Genomic DNA, 17277 nt, shown 5'->3' on the forward strand with positions numbered 1-17277 from the left:
TTAAAACAGTTTCATCTGGCCGGTAATTTCATCAATGATATCTGTTTCACTCTTACCATGATCCGGATCTTCAATTTCAGCAGCTTCTTCATTTTTATCAGTCCCCTCTTCCGCACCGTCCTCTTCTTTGGGAGGTTCGGGAAAACGTAAAGGCTCCAGCTCGTTTATTTGTTCAATGTTGTAAGTACTGATTCGTTTTCCTTTCGCTTTGAAGCTCTTAATTCCGATGAATTCGTCCACATCTATTTCCAATGGATCACGGAAACTATCATGTCCTCCGAATATGACTTGTATGCGTGGATAAACCACACAAGTAAGCAATATAGAACGGCTTTCCTTGTTCTCGCCCAAATAATTGAGACGGCGTGAAGTGGATTCAAAAGTGAATCGTTTCAGATAAGGATATCCCTGATCGGCATCAAATAAAGCGGCAGACCATACCTTGTTGGCGTCGAACTTCTCAATGATGCGGATTCCCGGATCATAATGATTATTCAAATCGAAGTTACTAGTATAGAATTCTCCATTTTCATGGACTATTAAAATCAATTCGTCACTTTGGAATTCTCCCAGATATTCACCGCGTCCGTCATAGTTCAAGCGGAGCACATCCCGGTCAAACCATACTTTTCTTCCACCCAAAGTAGAGCCGCCACGTTGTTTTAAGGCTATTTTATGTACTTCGTATTTAGACAGGATATTGCCCATGGACTGGCGTCCCTTGATATTGATGTCACTGAAATCTTTTTCATATATGATTTTTTTGATACGTGGATTCGGTTTTAAGGTAATCTTGATAACCTCTGCTTCTCCATTAGGATTGGCTGTAAAGTAAACAATACGTGAGCCGGGTGTACCTTGCGTTACATCATATTCACGGTCACGGGTGATGGAGGTAATGTTGAACCGTTTGATATAGTGAAACCCTTCTTTTCCATCACGATAAACCACATTGTATATGGTACGTTTGTCGTTTTTCTTGAAGATATTGACATAGAGAACATTCTTGCCGACAAACATTTTGTCTGTTACGCGAACTACTTTATATTTGCCGTCTTTATAGAAGATAATCACATCGTCTATGTCTGAACAGTTGGCTATAAATTCATCTTTTTTCAAGGTGGTGCCGATAAAGCCTTCTTCGCGGTTGATATAGAGTTTTTCGTTAGCTTCCACTACCTTCGCCGCCTCAATGGTATCGAAGTTACGCAACTCTGTACGGCGGGGGTATTGTTTGCCATATTTATCTTTCAACATCTGATACCAGTCAATGGTATATTCTACGATATGTGCCAGATGATTGTTTATTTCTTCAATCTGTTCCTTGATACGGGCTATGTTTTCATCTGCTTTATCCTTGTTGAACTTCAGAATTCGGGCCATCTTGATATCCAATAACTTCAGAATATCCTCTTTGGTCACTTCACGGATAAATTGCGAATAGAAAGGAGTCAGCCGTTCATCAATGAACTCGCAGGCGGCGTCTGTATTTTCGGATTGCTCGAACTTTACTTCCTTATAAATCCGTTCTTCGATAAAGATTTTTTCCAATGATGCGAAATGAAGGTTTTCAAGCAATTCTCCTTTGTGTATTTCCAACTCTTGACGAAGCAGGGACAACGTGTTGTCTGTGGCTTTTTTAAGGACGGCACTGACAGTAAGGAAGTGGGGCTTCTTTTCATCAATAACGCAACAATTGGGGGATATGCTTACTTCACAATCAGTAAATGCATAGAGCGCATCCAAGGTTTTGTCCGAGGATACTCCCGGAGCAAGGTGCACTAGGATTTCCACTTTTTCAGAAGTAAGATCTTCTACTTTCCGAATCTTGATTTTTCCCTTTTCACTGGCTTTGACAATAGAGTCGCATACCCCCGGGACAGTCTTTCCGAAAGGCACTTCGGCTATGGACAATGTTTTGTTGTCTATTTTATTGATTTTAGCACGTACCTTCACCATTCCGCCGCGTTCTCCATCGTTGTAGCGGGATACATCAATAGAGCCTCCTGTCTGGAAATCGGGATAGAGTTTGAATTCCTCACCACGCAAATAGGCAATGGAGGCATCACACAGTTCGTTAAAATTGTGTGGTAGGATTTTGGAAGAAAGGCCCACAGCAATACCTTCTACTCCCTGAGCGAGCAAGAGCGGGAATTTGACAGGTAGGGTGATCGGCTCTTTGTTTCGTCCGTCGTATGACGCTTGCCATTCGGTGGTTTTGGGATTGAAAACCACGTCCAATGCAAATTTGGATAGACGTGCTTCGATATAACGGGGGGCAGCGGCACCATCTCCTGTCAGTATGTTACCCCAGTTTCCCTGACAGTCTATCAACAGATCCTTTTGGCCTAGCTGTACCAACGCGTCGCCTATGGAAGCATCGCCGTGCGGATGAAACTGCATGGTATGTCCTACAATATTTGCTACTTTGTTATATCGGCCGTCATCCAATCTTTTCATAGAGTGGAGGATACGTCTTTGGACAGGTTTCAAACCGTCATTGATGTGCGGTACGGCACGTTCCAATATTACGTAAGAGGCATAGTCCAAAAACCAGTTCTGATACATTCCACTCAGCTGGTGCTTCACCCCTGTGTTTTTGGTATCGGTAGGTTTATAGTCCGAGTGTCCGTTCTCCGGTGTGGGGATATTTTCTTCGTTTTGTTCCTCTTTATCAATAAAATCGTCGCTCATATATATTTAAATTCCTTAATGTTCTGATGATATGCACGCAAAAATACGACTTTTATTGAAAAAAATCATTTACTTTGCATATTATTTCGCCCTTATTAAAGGTTGAAAACAGGAAAAAACAACAAAAGTGTAAGAATAAACAGATAAGAAAATGGCACAAGAAGATGTTTTTAAGAAATTAGTATCGCACTGTAAAGAGTATGGTTTTGTATTTCCGTCCAGTGATATATATGACGGACTAGGCGCTGTATACGATTACGGTCAGATGGGAGTGGAGTTGAAGAATAATATCAAGCAATATTGGTGGCAGAGTATGGTGCTGCTGCACGAGAACATCGTAGGAATTGATTCTGCTATTTTTATGCATCCTACTATTTGGAAGGCTTCCGGACATGTGGACGCGTTCAATGATCCTCTGATTGACAACCGCGATTCTAAAAAACGTTATCGTGCCGATGTGCTGATTGAAGACCAGCTTGCCAAATATGACGAGAAGATAAACAAAGAAGTGGCCAAGGCTGCCAAGAGATTCGGGGATGCTTTTGATGAGGCTCAGTTTCGTAGCACCAACGGTCGTGTTCTGGAGCATCAGGCCAAGCGTGACGCTTTACATGAACGATTCTCAAAAGCTTTGAACGACAATGATTTGGATGAGCTTCGTCAGATTATCATTGATGAAGAGATTGTTTGTCCTATTTCGGGAACCAAGAACTGGACTGAAGTACGTCAGTTCAATTTGATGTTCTCCACCGAAATGGGTTCTACTGCCGATGGTGCCATGAAGATTTATCTTCGTCCGGAAACAGCGCAGGGTATTTTTGTCAATTACCTGAATGTACAGAAAACCGGCCGTATGAAGATTCCTTTCGGTATCGCTCAGATTGGTAAAGCTTTCCGTAACGAGATTGTAGCCCGCCAATTCATTTTCCGTATGCGTGAGTTTGAACAGATGGAGATGCAATTCTTCGTAAAACCTGGTACTGAGCTGGAGTGGTTCCCCAAATGGAAAGAAATTCGTTTGAAATGGCATAAAGCATTAGGTTTCGGTGATGATCATTACCGTTTCCATGACCACGACAAACTGGCACATTATGCCAACGCAGCTACAGACATCGAATTCCTGATGCCGTTTGGATTCAAGGAAGTGGAAGGTATTCACAGCCGTACGAACTTTGACTTGAGCCAGCACGAGAAGTTCAGTGGCAAGAGTATCAAGTATTTCGATCCGGAATTGAACGAAAGCTATACTCCGTATGTTATTGAAACATCTATCGGTGTGGACCGTATGTTCCTTAGCATTATGAGTGCTGCTTATACAGAAGAAACATTGGAAAGTGGTGAAACTCGTGTCGTGCTGAAATTGCCTGCTGCTCTGGCTCCGGTGAAACTGGCCGTGATGCCGTTGGTGAAGAAAGACGGCCTGCCCGAGAAGGCGCGTGAGATTATGAATGACTTGAAGTTCCATTTCCACTGCCAGTATGATGAGAAAGACAGCATCGGCAAGCGTTACCGTCGTCAGGATGCCATCGGTACTCCATATTGTATCACTGTAGACCACCAGACTTTGGAGGACAATTGCGTAACATTGCGTAATCGTGATACCATGCAGCAGGAGCGTGTGGCTATTTCGGAACTGAACAATATCATTGCCGATAAAGTAAGTATAACAAGTCTGCTGAAGACTTTGCAATAATAAACAGGAATTTATGAATAAAAGTATTCTTTGGCTGATTAGTCTGCTGTTTGTTGCTTCTCTGTCCATTGTTTCATGTAGTGAATCAGATGGAACAGAAGACCCGTATGCAAACTGGGAGGAACGTAATCAGAGATATATTGACTCCATCGCTACAGTGGCGGAAGCTAATCAAGGCAATGAGGTAGGACAATGGAAAATTATCAGATCGTATAAACTTCCTCCTTTGGGATTGAATGAGACAGGAAAGGTGAATGATAATGTTTACTGCAAGATTGTTAAGATTGGTGATGGTACTACAAGTCCGATTGCCACGGATACGGTAGCGGTGAATTATCGTGGTCAGTTTATTAATGGAACAGTCTTTGACCAAAGTTATCAAGGAGAACTTGATCCGGAAACAGCTACTCCAAAGACATTTGTTGCAGGTGGGGTGATTGCCGGATGGAGCACTGCCTTGATGAAAGGATATGGAGGTATGAAAGTAGGAGATCAATGGGAACTTTATATTCCTTATCAATTGGGATATGGAAAGGATGGATATAGTGATATTCCCGGATATTCCACATTGATATTTAATGTAAATTTGGTTGGCATATCCCCGTTGAAAGGTACGAAAAGAAGTGTTGATGATGTATTAGTTGCTGAATAAACAGCTATCATAAAAGATTAAAAGGAGTATTGCAGTTATTGTGATACTCTTTTTTTATGGATGATTTGAGCTATGGCAGTTGAATGAATCGGGTTTTATTTGACGATCTTGTTTTCTTATTTGTGGGACAAACCATTTTTTTGTTTGCTGAAATGTTTTTTGGGGTATGACTAACTGTTTTTCTTCATATGGTTAAGTGCTTTATATGCCCGCTTGCTACGTTCCATTATCTGTAAGGAATGGTTTAAAGGTCGGGGGATAAAAGGCTTATTATATCAAAAAGAAGTCTTGACGGGAACAAGGAGATTGTTTTATTTTATCGGGGACAGAATAAAAAAACTTCGTCCTTTGGGTATCCGAGGTGTTTTTTCTTTCAGCATAATGTTGTGGGGATAGTTTGACGGACGAATAACTGTAATAAACGATATAATCTTTATCTTGGTCAATTCATTAAATCAATGATTGGCGCAAAGATAAAGATTATAAAAAAAATTATTTCACAAATTATTTCACGTTTCCTACTTTGATCAAGTATTCGGCAATCTGAACAGCGTTCAATGCCGCACCTTTCTTAATCTGATCGCCTACGATCCAGAAAGTCAGTCCGTTTTCGTTTGCCAGATCTTTGCGGATGCGGCCCACGTAAACCGGATCTTTACCTGCCAGGAACAAAGGCATCGGATATTCTTTCTTTTCGGGATTATCCATCAATACCAGGCCTTCACCTTTGGCAAAGGCTTCACGGGCTTCTTCGGGAGAAATGGGGCGTTCAGTTTCTACCCAGATACTTTCCGAGTGAGAACGGAGGGCGGGAACACGTACACACATGGCGCTAACCTGAATGTCGGAGTGCATAATTTTGCGTGTTTCGTTGAACATCTTCATTTCTTCTTTGGTATATCCATTGTCGGTAAATACATCAATTTGGGGAATCAAGTTGAATGCCAACTGATAAGCGAATTTCTCTACAGTCACGGGTTCATTAGCCAATACCTGACGATATTGTTCATACAATTCATCCATAGCCGCTGCACCTGCACCGCTGGCAGCTTGATAAGTAGCCACATGCACACGTTTTATGTGTGAAAGATTTTCGATGGCTTTCAGTGCAACTACCATCTGAATAGTTGTACAGTTGGGATTAGCTATCACGTTACGGGGACGATTCAAAGCATCTTCCGGATTCACTTCGGGTACTACCAAAGGCACATCGGCGTCCATACGGTAAGCGCTGGAGTTGTCAATCAGTACGGCACCATGTTTGGTAATGGTTTCACAAAACTCTTTTGTGGTACCTGCGCCGGCTGATGTGAAAGCGATATCTACACCTTTAAAGTCATCGTTGTGCTGAAGGAGTTTCACTTCAATCTGTTTACCGCGGAATGTGTATTTTCGTCCTGCACTGCGTGAAGAACCGAATAACACTAACTCATCCAACGGGAAGTTCCTTTCATCGAGCACACGCAGGAACTCTTGTCCTACAGCTCCGCTCGCACCAACAATTGCTACTTTCATTTTGTTTTTTGTTTTATAAGATAAAATTTAGTAATACTTTAGAACTATCTCTCAGCATGTAAGTATGTTCTGCGTGCAAAATTAGAACATTTTAGAATATAAATCAGTAAAAAAGAAAGTTTTTTCGTAATTTTGTCGATATAATGGTATAAAACTCAAAAAAAGATGGAATTATTCGACCTTAACATACATTTTCCGGTCACAGATCCTACCTGGATATTCTTCCTGGTACTTATTATCATCCTGTTTGCCCCTATGATTTTGGGGCGTTTACGCATTCCGCATATCATCGGTATGATACTTGCCGGGGTAGTGGTAGGCAAGTATGGCTTTAACATTCTGGAACGTGACAGCAGTTTTGAATTGTTTGGAAAGGTCGGACTTTACTACATTATGTTTTTGGCCGGTCTTGAGATGGATATGGACGATTTCAAGAAAAACAGGACAAAAGGATTGATCTTTGGTATGTTTACTTTCCTCATCCCGATGGGGCTGGGCATATGGAGCAGCATGAGTATGCTGGACTATGGATTTTTGACTTCTGTGTTGCTGGCCAGTATGTATGCCAGTCACACCTTGATTGCTTATCCTATTATCAGCCGGTATGGCTTGTCGCGGCAACGGACGGTCAGTATCACTATTGGTGGTACGGCGGTGACTGTGGTGCTAGCTTTGATGGTGCTGGCTGTTATTGGTGGTATGTATAAAGGTGAGGACGTAGGCGGACTGTTTTGGGTGCTGTTGGTTGCCAAGGTAGTTTTGCTGTTCGGACTTATCATATTTTTAATGCCTCGCATCAGCCGATGGTTTTTCCGTACGTATGAGGATGCGGTGATGCAATTTATATTCGTGCTGGCTATGGTGTTCTTGGGCGGAGGCTTGATGGAATTGGTGGGGATGGAAGGTATTTTGGGAGCTTTCCTTGCCGGGTTGGTATTAAATCGTTTTGTTCCTCATGTCTCTCCTTTGATGAACCGGCTGGAGTTTGTGGGTAATGCGCTGTTTATTCCCTATTTCTTGATTGGGGTGGGGATGATTATTGATGTACGTTGCCTTTTTACGGAAGGTGAAGCGCTGAAAGTGGCGGTTGTAATGACCGTAGTGGCGACATTCAGTAAGTGGCTGGCTGCATGGATAACCCAGAAGATATATGGAATGAAGAAGGTGGAGGGCAGCTTGATATTCGGATTAAGTAATGCACAGGCTGCTGCGACCTTGGCCGCTGTGTTGATAGGTCATGGTATTATTATGGAAAATGGAGAGCGGTTGTTGAATGATGATGTTTTGAATGGTACGGTGGTCATGATTTTGTTCACTTGTATTATAAGTTCTGTTGTGACAGAACGTGCCGCACGCAAAATGGTGACTCAGGAAAATCTGATGGAGGGCAGCGAAGGTAAGGAACAGGAACGCATCTTGATTCCGGTAGCTAATCCTGAAACCATAGAAGGGTTGGTAGGCATGGCTTTGATGATGAGGCATCCTAAACAAAAAGAGTCATTGGTGGCACTGAGTGTGATCAATGATAATAATACTTCAGAAACCAAGGAACTGATAGGCAAGCGCAACTTGGAGCGTACGGCGATGATTGCTGCTGCTGCCGATGCGTCTGTAAAGACTGTGTTGCGTTATGATTTGAATATTGCGCAAGGTATTATTCATACGCAGAAAGAATATGCGGTAACGGATATTGTAATAGGTTTGCATCGTAAGACGAATTTGATGGATTCTTTCTTTGGTACAATGACGGAAAACTTGTTGAAGGGTACGAACCGCCAGATTATGATCGCTAAATTATTGATGCCTGTCAATACGTTGCGCCGGATTGTGGTGGCGGTTCCCGATAAGGCGGAATATGAAAAAGGTTTCTTGAAATGGATGACACAGCTCTGCCGTATGGGTAAACAATTGGGATGCCGCGTGCATTTCTTTGCTACAGAAGATACATTGAAGCATTTGCGTGCCCTGACAGAAAAACAGGAGGCGAATACTTTTACGGAGTTTTCTTTATTGGAAGAGTGGGATGATCTGCTTTTATTGACCGGACAGGTGAATTATGACCATCTGTTTGTGGTTGTATCTTCGCGTAAAGGTTCCATCTCTTATCAGACTTCTTTTGAACGTCTGCCGTCACAAATCAGCAAGTACTTTGCCAATAACAGTTTGTTGATTGTGTATCCGGATCAGTTAGGGGACGATCCGCAAGAGATTGTTTCTTTTTCTGACCCTCGCGGACAATCGGAAACACGAGTATATGATAATGTAGGAAAATGGTTCTACAAATGGTTTAAGAAAGGTGATGAACGAAATTAATATAGAGTGGCAGCAACGTACGGAGTTGTTGCTAGGAAAAGATAAGATGAAACGCCTGCGTCACGCTCATGTGCTGGTGGTAGGTTTGGGTGGAGTTGGAGCGTATGCTGCCGAGATGATTTGTCGTGCAGGAGTAGGCCGTATGACAATTGTGGATGCAGACATTGTGCAGCCCAGTAATATTAATCGTCAGCTTTCGGCCCTTTACTCTACTATGGGACGTCCCAAAGCGGAAATTTTGGCGGAACGTTTCCGTGATATTAATCCTGATTTGGAATTGACTGTATTGGTGGAGTATCTGAAAGATGAGCGTATTCCGGAATTGCTGGACAGTGCAAAATTTGATTTTGTGGTGGATGCCATTGATACGGTAGCTCCTAAATGTTACCTTATATATAATGTGCTTCAACGTCGTCTGCCCATTGTGAGTAGTATGGGGGCCGGTGCTAAATGGGATATTACTCAGGTTCGTTTTGCCGATTTATGGGATACTTACCATTGCGGATTAAGCAAAGCCGTGCGGAAGCGTTTGCAGAAAATGGGGATGAAGCGAAAACTTCCGGTTGTATTTAGTACAGAGCAGGCCGATCAGGATGCGGTGATATTGGTAGATGATGAGAAAAATAAGAAATCTACTGCCGGAACCGTGAGTTATATGCCGGCAGTCTTTGGCTGTTATCTGGCGGAGTATGTGATAAGAAGAATTTGATTATGATAGAATTACAGGGAATAACGAAGAGTTTCGGGACATTGCAGGTACTGAAAGGTATTGACTTGATGATAGAAAAAGGAGAGGTGGTAAGTATTGTAGGTCCCAGTGGTGCGGGGAAAACTACATTATTGCAGATCATAGGAACGTTAGATAAGGCGGATACGGGTACTATTTTACTGAATGGTACAGAAGTGAGTTGTTTGAAGGAAAAAGAGTTGTCGGCTTTTCGTAACCGGCAGATTGGCTTTGTGTTTCAGTTCCACCAGTTACTTCCCGAGTTCACGGCTTTAGAGAATGTGATGATTCCTGCGTTGATAGCAGGTACATCTTCTTCCGAAGCTATGCGGAAAGCCAAAGAAACGCTAGCTTTTTTGGGGTTGTCCGAACGTGCTTCGCACAAACCGGCTGAATTGTCGGGAGGGGAGAAGCAACGGGTGGCGGTAGCGCGTGCATTAATAAACAACCCGGCGGTTATCCTTGCGGATGAGCCGTCGGGCAGTCTGGATACCCGCAATAAAGAGGAACTTCATCAGTTGTTCTTTGATTTGCGTGATAAATTAGGCCAAACTTTTGTTATTGTTACTCATGATGAAAATTTGGCTCGTTTGACGGACCGTACTATTCACATGGTAGATGGCAGGATTTCTTTGAAAATTTAATAGAGCAGAGATCAGTTTAATGGTATATGGATGCTGTCATTCTGCTCTTTCCATTGGTCTACTTGGAATCCTCCGGTCCCTCCTTCTTCCAGTAGTACACCGTCCATACTCAGGTTGACTGTTGTTTTTGTTCCGGCACTAAGTTGTGTGGTTAGCTTTTGTTGGTAATGCTTTAAATCTCCGTTTTTCATTTGCACGAAGACTTGGATCATTGGATTTGGCTGGGATGGGAATACAGATACAAATTTATTGCTGAATTCTTTTCGATCTGCGTTAGGGATCAACCCGAAACGTATGGTTTTGACAGTTCCTTCCGGTTGGGCGGAGAAATAATTCAGATTACTATAGATATTGCTGATATAAATCCACATAGAGTCTATGCTTTCGCTGAAAGCGTTACCGTTTGTTTCGGTAGTGATTACTCCTAATGCGGCGGTAGCACGAATGAGATGCGCTTGAAGGTCATCTTGACCGATATTGATCTCTTGTGTGCCGAATACTAAATCGTGTACAGGATAGTAAACAGTATCTACGGGGACTTTTCGTAATCCTAATGAAGTGTCGAGTAATTTTTCTCCTAAAATTAGGGTAGGGTCGCTCAGTGCGGCGTCTGTAGTATTGAAAAAGGTGGGATATCCCCAATAAATGATATTATAGGTGCCTGCGGGCAGTCTTAGAGGGGAATTTTTAGATTTTCCTATTCCGTTTTCTATGGAATAATATGCGGGGACAGGGGTCTGATTTCCGGTTGATGTGTAATTTCCTACATAAATACTGCCATCAGGCCGGCAAGGTAATACTTCCAAAGGACCGTTATAAAGATCGGTCGTATTTTGTTGAATGGTGGCATATAAGGCGGGAGTCACCATCTCTTCAGGTTTGGGATTGCTTCTGTCATAATCCTCATCTTTACCGCACGAAGCTAGCAGTGCCAGTAAAGGTAAAAATAAAAACTTTCTCATGTACATCTTTAGTTTAGGTTTGAATACTCCCTATAACAAGATATGGATGAGAAAGTTTGAATGGTGTAGAAGAAAGTTATGCTTATACTTTCTCGGGAAAACTGGCTTTCAGGATTTCAAATGCCTGGGCATAATCTTTTTCGAAGACTAGAACCTTTATTTCCATTCCCGGAATATAAGCCAAAACTTGGGCTGTATACTCTCCCTGCAACATGGATTCTATACCTTCATTTTTTAGAAGATCCTGTAACATGTGTGCTCGGACATCACTTTTGAAAGAAGTAAGAATAACTGTTTTCATACTCGTTCCTCCTGTATCAGTTGTTTCTTTTTTCGATTTACAGTTTTGCAGAATCCGGCGTGCCACTTCTCCAGTTACATCACCGTCCTCTCCGTATGCTGCGCCTCTCTCATTGAACCGGCGTACTATTTCTTCGATGGTATCATCGCCTATTCCTGCTTCATCCAAACGGGTCTTAAGTCCTAAATTTCTAAAGAATTCTTCAGTCTTTTCTATGGTTAGCGATACTCGTACACTGGGAACTCCTGAAGTAACCCCCCAGATACGTTCGCCATATTGTAGTATTTTGTCACGCTTTTTGTCGGCGAGTGTCCGTAGAGTTCCGGGAAATACGATAGCCAGTGTCTGGCCGTGTGTCATGCCATGTAATGCAGTCAGCTCATGCCCTATCATGTGGGTGGCCCAGTCTTCGGATACTCCCATAGCAATGAAACCGTTCAAAGCCATAGTGGCGGACATCATAAATTCACTCATCAAGTGATAATCCTGTTTGTTTTCTTTGATTTGCGGAGCGATTTGTACCAATGTACGAAGGATGCTTTCGCTCCAGCGGTCCATTAGATAAGATTCGTTTGTTTTGGTCATGTATTGTTCCATGACGTGTACAAAAGTGTCTGCCAGTCCGCAAGCTATCTGATAGTCGGGCAATGAGAAAGTTACTGTCGGATCTAGGATAGAAAATACAGGATGAGAGGAGAAAAATGGATATTTTTCATGAGTTTCACGGCATGAAATTACAGCTCCGTTATTCATTTCTGAACCTGTGGCGGGAATAGTTAGCACAGTTCCTAAAGGAATAGTATTTTGTGCACTGCCTTTTTTAACTAGTTCCCAGGCATCTCCGTCGTAGGGAATACCAGCGGAAATCAACTTGGTACCGTCTATAACTGAGCCGCCACCTACTGCCAGCAGGAAGTCGATGTTTTTTTCTTTGCCTGATTCTATAGCTTTTTTCAGGGTAGATATATCAGGATTTGATTCTATTCCCCAAAACTCCGTGTAATCACGTCCTTCAAGGGCTTGGATTACTTGTTCATAGACTCCATTTGTTTTTACACTGCCACCTCCGAAAGTGATCATGATTCTCTTGTTGGCCGGTATCTGTTGGGACAATTGGGCAATCATGCCTTTGCCAAAGATGAGGCGTGTAGGATTGTAAAAGATAAAATTATCCATAACTAATTGGGGTTTTCTTTGTTAATAGCGAGTAAAGATAGTGCTTTTTATTTATCTTTGAGAAAAAATTTAGCTAATGAACGTAAAACTGGGAAAATACAACCAGCTGGAGGTTGTAAAAGAAGTAGACTTTGGTGTCTATTTAGATGGAGGCGATGACGGAGAGATTTTATTGCCTACGCGTTATGTGCCCGAAGGCTGTAAGCCTGGCGATGTGCTGAATGTCTTTCTTTACCTCGACAATGAGGAAAGGTTGATAGCTACCACTTTACAGCCATTGGTGCAGGTGGACGAGTTTGCCTGTTTGGAAGTGGCATGGGTTAATGAGTTTGGTGCGTTTTTGAATTGGGGATTAATGAAAGACCTTTTTGTACCTTTCCGTGAACAAAAGATGAAAATGCAGAAAGGGAGAAAGTATATAATACACGCACATATAGACGAAGATAGTTACCGCATTATGGCATCTGCTAAAGTGGAGCATTATCTTTCTAAAGAACATCCCGATTATCGGCTGGGGCAGGAAGTGGATATCCTGATATGGCAGAAAACAGATTTGGGATTTAAAGCTATTGTGGAAAATAAGTTCAGTGGTTTGCTTTACGATAATGAGATTTTCCAACTTTTAGAAGCCGGTATGCGGCTGAAGGCTTATGTAAAGCAGGTGCGTGAGGATGGCAAGATAGATTTGGTTCTGCAAAAGTTAGGCGCAAAGAAGGTGGATGATTTTTCAGAAGTGTTATTACAATATATTAAAGATCATGAAGGTTTCACTCCATTGAATGATAAAAGTGCTGCAGAGGATATCTATGATGCTTTTGGTGTCAGTAAAAAAACTTTCAAAAAAGCGGTGGGGGATTTATATAAAAAACGTCTGGTTGTTTTAGAAGCTGAGGGGATACGCCTTACTTAGTGGAGCTTTTCCCTACCAGATATAGGAAAAGCCCTATGAATTTATGGGGAAAATCAATTGTGGGGGAAAGTGATTTCCCCTATTTTTGTGCCATAGAACTAACAAACTAAAAACGTAACAGCTATGAAAAGATGGACTACATTACTGATAGTGATTTGTATGCTAGGTATAACTATTCCCGCAATGGGGGCCATGAGTATCAGCAAAATGAGACAGAACACTCGTTTTCTTACCGACCGTATGGCATACGAACTGAAACTCACTCCGCAGCAATACAATGATGTATATGAGGTGAATTATGATTTTATCAATAATGTCCGTTATCTGATGGATGATGTGGTAAGAGGCTATGATTATGCGTTGGAACGTTATTATGATTTTTTGGATGTGCGTAATGATGATCTTCGTTGGATACTTTCCAGTGCGCAATATCGTCGTTTTATGAGGGCTGAGCATTTCTACCGTCCCATTTATGCGCATGAGAACAAATGGCAGTTCCGTATCTATCTGGTATATAATAATGTGAATTTTTTCTACTATGGCAAACCGCATCACTATGCTAGTTATTGCGGAGGGCATTATCGTACTCATTTCAATAATGTCAGTTATTATAAGATCCATTATCGTGACCATTATCGCCATGATGTGTACGACGGACATTATCGTATCCGCCATGATAGAATGACGTATGATATGCACCGTCGTCGTGATTTTAATATAGTTGTTCGTCCTCCTCAAAAGGATCATCATCGCCCAGCCACTCCTCCTCAGGTTAGTCCAAAAAGACCTCAAATCCGTCCTGACAGGCCGTCGGGTGATCATCATCGTCCGTCTGTTCCACAGGCAAGGCCGGACAGACCGAAGAAGGATCATAATAACAAGCATGATGGGCGCCCTTCACGACGTGGACAGAACTCACAGGTTGATAAGGACCGTCATGAAAATAGGCGTATTACTCCATCCGGCAGGGATGTGAGAAGAGGAAATGGTAAGAAAGAGAAAGATTCGGAACGTTCAGGAGGAAGCAATAAAAGTAATTCTAAGGAGAGAACTGTAGTGCGTATGCGTACGGTATAGTATGATTTGAAAAACGACGAAAATTGACGTAAATAAGAGTTGGAGATACAATGAATTGTCCGGATTGTAAAGATCATTTTTATGATGATTCACCACAGGTCAACGCAGAATTTGATTATGAATGGACTGTGAAAATCTGTGGTGAATCTTAAGAAATTATTCTAAAGTAAGAGGAACTCCTTTGTAGAAATCCAGAATTTTGGTACGGAACAGATAATCATATTTTGCTTGAAGCATATCCGAAACGGCTTTCATCCAATTGGTACGAGCCTCATTGTATTCAGTAGCGTTGGCTTTACCATTGGCATATTTTTCGCTCATCAGACGGAAGGAAGCCTCAGAAGCATCCGTAGCTGTATTACTGCTTTTATATTTGCTTTCGGCAGCTACTGCATTATAGTATGCTTGCTGTATTTCTTTGAAAAGAGCCTTTTTGCTTTCTTCCAACTTCCATGATAAAGCAGTGCGCTGGATGCGTGCGTTCTTTACTTTATTTCGTGTGTCAAAACGGTTGAATAACGGAATGCTGAGTGAGAATTGCAGGTATTTATTAAAATTTTGATGCCACTGACTGCTGAATGAAGCATTTTCTACTCCTGAAATATTATAGTAGTTTGTTCCTATACCTGCACCGAAGTTTAATTGCGGATACCAGGAACTTTGGGCAATACGGATACTTTTGGCTGCACCTTCCAGACGAAATTGGGCTGCTTTAATACTTGGTTTGTTCAGAACAGCTTGTGCATAGATATCTTCGGGAAGTGAAAGCAGAGTGAAATTATCCTCTACACGGGGAGATACTACTCCAAATCCGTCAGGAGTCGGAAGTTCCAACAGTTGGCTCAGTTCTAACAAAGCTAACTGATAGTTATTGTCAGCCTGTACTGCTGACATTTCGTCTTGGGCGACACGTGTGCGGGCTTCGTAGACTTCGGCTTCAGATGCTTTCCCATTTTTGAAATAAGCTTCTTTCAATTCCAGCTGTTCCCGGCTTAACTCTACTTGGTTGTGAGCTACTTTTGCTAATTCTTCATTAAAAAGAATTTGTAGATAGGCAGAGGTGACAGAAATGCTGATATCTTCTTTGGCCTTGTTCAAGTCCTCTATAGCTGCTTTCAGGTTTAGTTTGCTGAGAGCGATGTTGTTCGGTATTCGCAATCCTGTAAATAAAGGGATGCTGGTACTGAGTGAGAAGTTGGTATTTTTGGTATTACGGTCGCCATACGTATTGTCTGCCTGTAAGGCACGGCCGAAGTTAAATGACTGTCCCACATTACCGTTCAGATTAGGCAGACGGCTGTATTTAGCAGTATTCAAATCCACTGCATTTTGATCTCTTGCTGCTTCCTGTTGCTTGATGCTCAGGTTGTGTTCTATAGCATAATCAATGCATTTACGTAAATCCCATTTTTCTTGGGAAACGGCCGGTAATGCAGTCAGGGTGGCCAAGGCTATAATGATTTGTTTCTTCATAATGATATTCTGTTATTTCTTTTCTGCTCCGCGTACTTTTTCATTGACATTCAGACCGTTCTTTATTTCAATCTGGATACCGTCACTCATACCTGTAATAACGGCACGACGGCTGAATTTTTGTGAAGGTACACTATCAGTCAATACATATACAAAAGTAGAGTCGTTTTTAAACTCAACAGTACTTTCGGGTACTGCCAGTACCTTGCTGGCACGTGCCAGAACGATTTCCGCATTTGCGCTATATCCGGAACGGATGGTAATACTGTCGGGGACTGTGATGGCTGCTTTGATCTCAAATTGGTTAGCACCATTTTCTTCTACACCTTTGGGGGATATATATTCTAGTTGTGCATCAAATTCCATGTTTTGTAAGGCTCCTAAAGTTATTTTTACCGGCATGCCTTCGTGTATGCGTCCTACTTCCGTTTCATCAATATTGCCGCGGAAAATCAGATCATTCATGTTAGCTACGGTGGCGATAGTGGTTCCGTCATTGAATGTGTTGCTCATTATGACGGAGTTACCGGCTTTTACGGGCACATCTAAAATCAATCCGTCAATAGTAGATCGGATAAGGGTACTACTGAATGAAGCTTTGTTTTTAGTGATACCTTCTTTGACTATTTCCAGATTGTCTTTGGCTGTTTGTAATTCTTCACGTGCTTGTTTTACAGCTACTTCACTCTTTTCGTATTCTTCACTGCTGATAAGTTTGCTTTCGAACAGTTTTTTCATGCGGGCAAAGTCCGTTTCCCCTTGTCTGGCATTGATTTCTGCCAGCCTTACACGGCTTTCTGCTGAGTTTAGTTGTCCCAGTTCGGGGATCACCTTTACTTTGGCAATCACTTCTCCTTTCTTTATTTTTTGTCCGGCTTCCTTATATACCTCGTCAATGATACCTGAAATCTGTGGCTTAATCAGAATCTCGTCACGTGGTTCTATTTTTCCAGTAGCTACAGTGGTCTTTTTCAGATCGGTGATTTCTGCGTTTAATATAGTATACACGCTGGCTTTGGGTTGTGATTTTTGATAGAGAAATACAAATGTTCCGATGAATATCAGTGCAACGATGACTAATAGTGCAATTTTTACATACTTTTTCATATCTGTTTGTTTTATTATTTTTTTATTCTTGTT

General features: G+C 42.0%; 13 protein-coding genes. 7 read left to right on the plus strand and 6 right to left on the minus strand.

The annotated features are described in order from the left end of the window. Positions 1 to 2694, minus strand: coding sequence for a DNA gyrase/topoisomerase IV subunit A (locus AB5935_RS11830; protein ID WP_007831466.1), 2694 nt, complete (start codon positions 2692 to 2694; stop codon positions 1 to 3). 151 nt (positions 2695 to 2845) lie between these two features. Between AB5935_RS11830 and AB5935_RS11835 the strand changes: the two genes are divergently transcribed. Both AB5935_RS11835 and AB5935_RS11840 read left to right on the plus strand, forming a co-directional pair. Continuing rightward, complete coding sequence (locus AB5935_RS11835) at positions 2846 to 4387, plus strand: glycine--tRNA ligase (RefSeq protein ID WP_007831467.1); 1542 nt, start codon at positions 2846 to 2848, stop codon at positions 4385 to 4387. A gap of 13 nt (positions 4388 to 4400) precedes the next feature. Beyond that, the gene (locus AB5935_RS11840; RefSeq protein ID WP_038610904.1) at positions 4401 to 5039 is read left to right on the plus strand and encodes an FKBP-type peptidyl-prolyl cis-trans isomerase; all 639 of its coding nucleotides are present in this window, start codon (positions 4401 to 4403) and stop codon (positions 5037 to 5039) included. A gap of 504 nt (positions 5040 to 5543) precedes the next feature. Here the strand turns inward: AB5935_RS11840 and AB5935_RS11845 are convergent. Next, positions 5544 to 6554 (minus strand): aspartate-semialdehyde dehydrogenase, encoded by a 1011-nt coding sequence (locus AB5935_RS11845; protein ID WP_005853694.1) that lies wholly within the window; start codon positions 6552 to 6554, stop codon positions 5544 to 5546. A gap of 165 nt (positions 6555 to 6719) precedes the next feature. Between AB5935_RS11845 and AB5935_RS11850 the strand changes: the two genes are divergently transcribed. Genes AB5935_RS11850 through AB5935_RS11860 form a run of 3 tightly spaced genes read left to right on the plus strand, consistent with a single transcriptional unit; the run spans position 6720 to position 10238 of the window. Further along, on the plus strand, positions 6720 to 8867 hold the full coding sequence (locus tag AB5935_RS11850) for a cation:proton antiporter (RefSeq protein ID WP_007831473.1): 2148 nt from the start codon (positions 6720 to 6722) through the stop codon (positions 8865 to 8867). After that, complete coding sequence (locus AB5935_RS11855) at positions 8854 to 9576, plus strand: ThiF family adenylyltransferase (RefSeq protein ID WP_007831475.1); 723 nt, start codon at positions 8854 to 8856, stop codon at positions 9574 to 9576. The genes AB5935_RS11850 and AB5935_RS11855 overlap by 14 nt, the downstream gene beginning before the upstream one ends. Positions 9577 to 9578: 2 nt before the next feature. Next, positions 9579 to 10238, plus strand: a complete 660-nt coding sequence (locus AB5935_RS11860) for an ABC transporter ATP-binding protein (protein WP_007831477.1) — start codon at positions 9579 to 9581, stop codon at positions 10236 to 10238. Between the two features lie 11 nt (positions 10239 to 10249). Here AB5935_RS11860 and AB5935_RS11865 read toward each other — a convergent pair whose 3' ends face one another. Both AB5935_RS11865 and AB5935_RS11870 read right to left on the minus strand, forming a co-directional pair. Next, positions 10250 to 11200 carry a FimB/Mfa2 family fimbrial subunit gene (locus AB5935_RS11865; protein ID WP_007845945.1) on the minus strand — a complete coding sequence of 317 codons (951 nt, stop codon included), beginning with the start codon at positions 11198 to 11200 and terminating at the stop codon, positions 10250 to 10252. Between the two features lie 82 nt (positions 11201 to 11282). Next, on the minus strand, positions 11283 to 12677 hold the full coding sequence (locus AB5935_RS11870; protein ID WP_007831481.1) for an iron-containing alcohol dehydrogenase: 1395 nt from the start codon (positions 12675 to 12677) through the stop codon (positions 11283 to 11285). Positions 12678 to 12753: 76 nt separating this feature from the next. Between AB5935_RS11870 and AB5935_RS11875 the strand changes: the two genes are divergently transcribed. Together AB5935_RS11875 and AB5935_RS11880 are read left to right on the plus strand one after the other, a co-directional pair. Next, a complete protein-coding gene (locus AB5935_RS11875; protein WP_038610901.1) occupies positions 12754 to 13587 on the plus strand; it encodes a S1 RNA-binding domain-containing protein in 834 nt (277 codons plus the stop codon). A 123-nt stretch (positions 13588 to 13710) separates the two neighbouring features. Beyond that, positions 13711 to 14664, plus strand: a complete 954-nt coding sequence (locus tag AB5935_RS11880; protein WP_038610898.1) for a hypothetical protein — start codon at positions 13711 to 13713, stop codon at positions 14662 to 14664. A gap of 156 nt (positions 14665 to 14820) precedes the next feature. On the opposite strand, the gene AB5935_RS11885 is transcribed toward AB5935_RS11880, so the two are convergent. Further along, the gene (locus tag AB5935_RS11885; RefSeq protein ID WP_007839428.1) at positions 14821 to 16137 is read right to left on the minus strand and encodes a TolC family protein; all 1317 of its coding nucleotides are present in this window, start codon (positions 16135 to 16137) and stop codon (positions 14821 to 14823) included. A 12-nt stretch (positions 16138 to 16149) separates the two neighbouring features. Continuing rightward, on the minus strand, positions 16150 to 17244 hold the full coding sequence (locus AB5935_RS11890; RefSeq protein WP_007839430.1) for an efflux RND transporter periplasmic adaptor subunit: 1095 nt from the start codon (positions 17242 to 17244) through the stop codon (positions 16150 to 16152). Between the last annotated feature and the right edge of the window lie 33 nt (positions 17245 to 17277).

The sequence above is a fragment of the Phocaeicola sp. RTP21198st1_B8_RTP21198_201120 genome, from assembly GCF_040929485.1.
In the GTDB taxonomy this organism is placed as follows: domain Bacteria; phylum Bacteroidota; class Bacteroidia; order Bacteroidales; family Bacteroidaceae; genus Phocaeicola; species Phocaeicola dorei.

What these genes read in the sequence shown, in the direction of transcription:
- AB5935_RS11850 (WP_007831473.1), top strand. Translation starts at nt 6,720, where the DNA reads ATGGAATTATTCGACCTTAACATACATTTTCCGGTCACAGATCCTACC.
- AB5935_RS11830 (WP_007831466.1), bottom strand. Translation starts at nt 2,694, where the DNA reads ATGAGCGACGATTTTATTGATAAAGAGGAACAAAACGAAGAAAATATC.
- AB5935_RS11870 (WP_007831481.1), bottom strand. Translation starts at nt 12,677, where the DNA reads ATGGATAATTTTATCTTTTACAATCCTACACGCCTCATCTTTGGCAAA.
- AB5935_RS11865 (WP_007845945.1), bottom strand. Translation starts at nt 11,200, where the DNA reads ATGAGAAAGTTTTTATTTTTACCTTTACTGGCACTGCTAGCTTCGTGC.
- AB5935_RS11845 (WP_005853694.1), bottom strand. Translation starts at nt 6,554, where the DNA reads ATGAAAGTAGCAATTGTTGGTGCGAGCGGAGCTGTAGGACAAGAGTTC.
- AB5935_RS11835 (WP_007831467.1), top strand. Translation starts at nt 2,846, where the DNA reads ATGGCACAAGAAGATGTTTTTAAGAAATTAGTATCGCACTGTAAAGAG.
- AB5935_RS11890 (WP_007839430.1), bottom strand. Translation starts at nt 17,244, where the DNA reads ATGAAAAAGTATGTAAAAATTGCACTATTAGTCATCGTTGCACTGATA.
- AB5935_RS11840 (WP_038610904.1), top strand. Translation starts at nt 4,401, where the DNA reads ATGAATAAAAGTATTCTTTGGCTGATTAGTCTGCTGTTTGTTGCTTCT.
- AB5935_RS11875 (WP_038610901.1), top strand. Translation starts at nt 12,754, where the DNA reads ATGAACGTAAAACTGGGAAAATACAACCAGCTGGAGGTTGTAAAAGAA.
- AB5935_RS11880 (WP_038610898.1), top strand. Translation starts at nt 13,711, where the DNA reads ATGAAAAGATGGACTACATTACTGATAGTGATTTGTATGCTAGGTATA.
- AB5935_RS11855 (WP_007831475.1), top strand. Translation starts at nt 8,854, where the DNA reads ATGAACGAAATTAATATAGAGTGGCAGCAACGTACGGAGTTGTTGCTA.
- AB5935_RS11860 (WP_007831477.1), top strand. Translation starts at nt 9,579, where the DNA reads ATGATAGAATTACAGGGAATAACGAAGAGTTTCGGGACATTGCAGGTA.
- AB5935_RS11885 (WP_007839428.1), bottom strand. Translation starts at nt 16,137, where the DNA reads ATGAAGAAACAAATCATTATAGCCTTGGCCACCCTGACTGCATTACCG.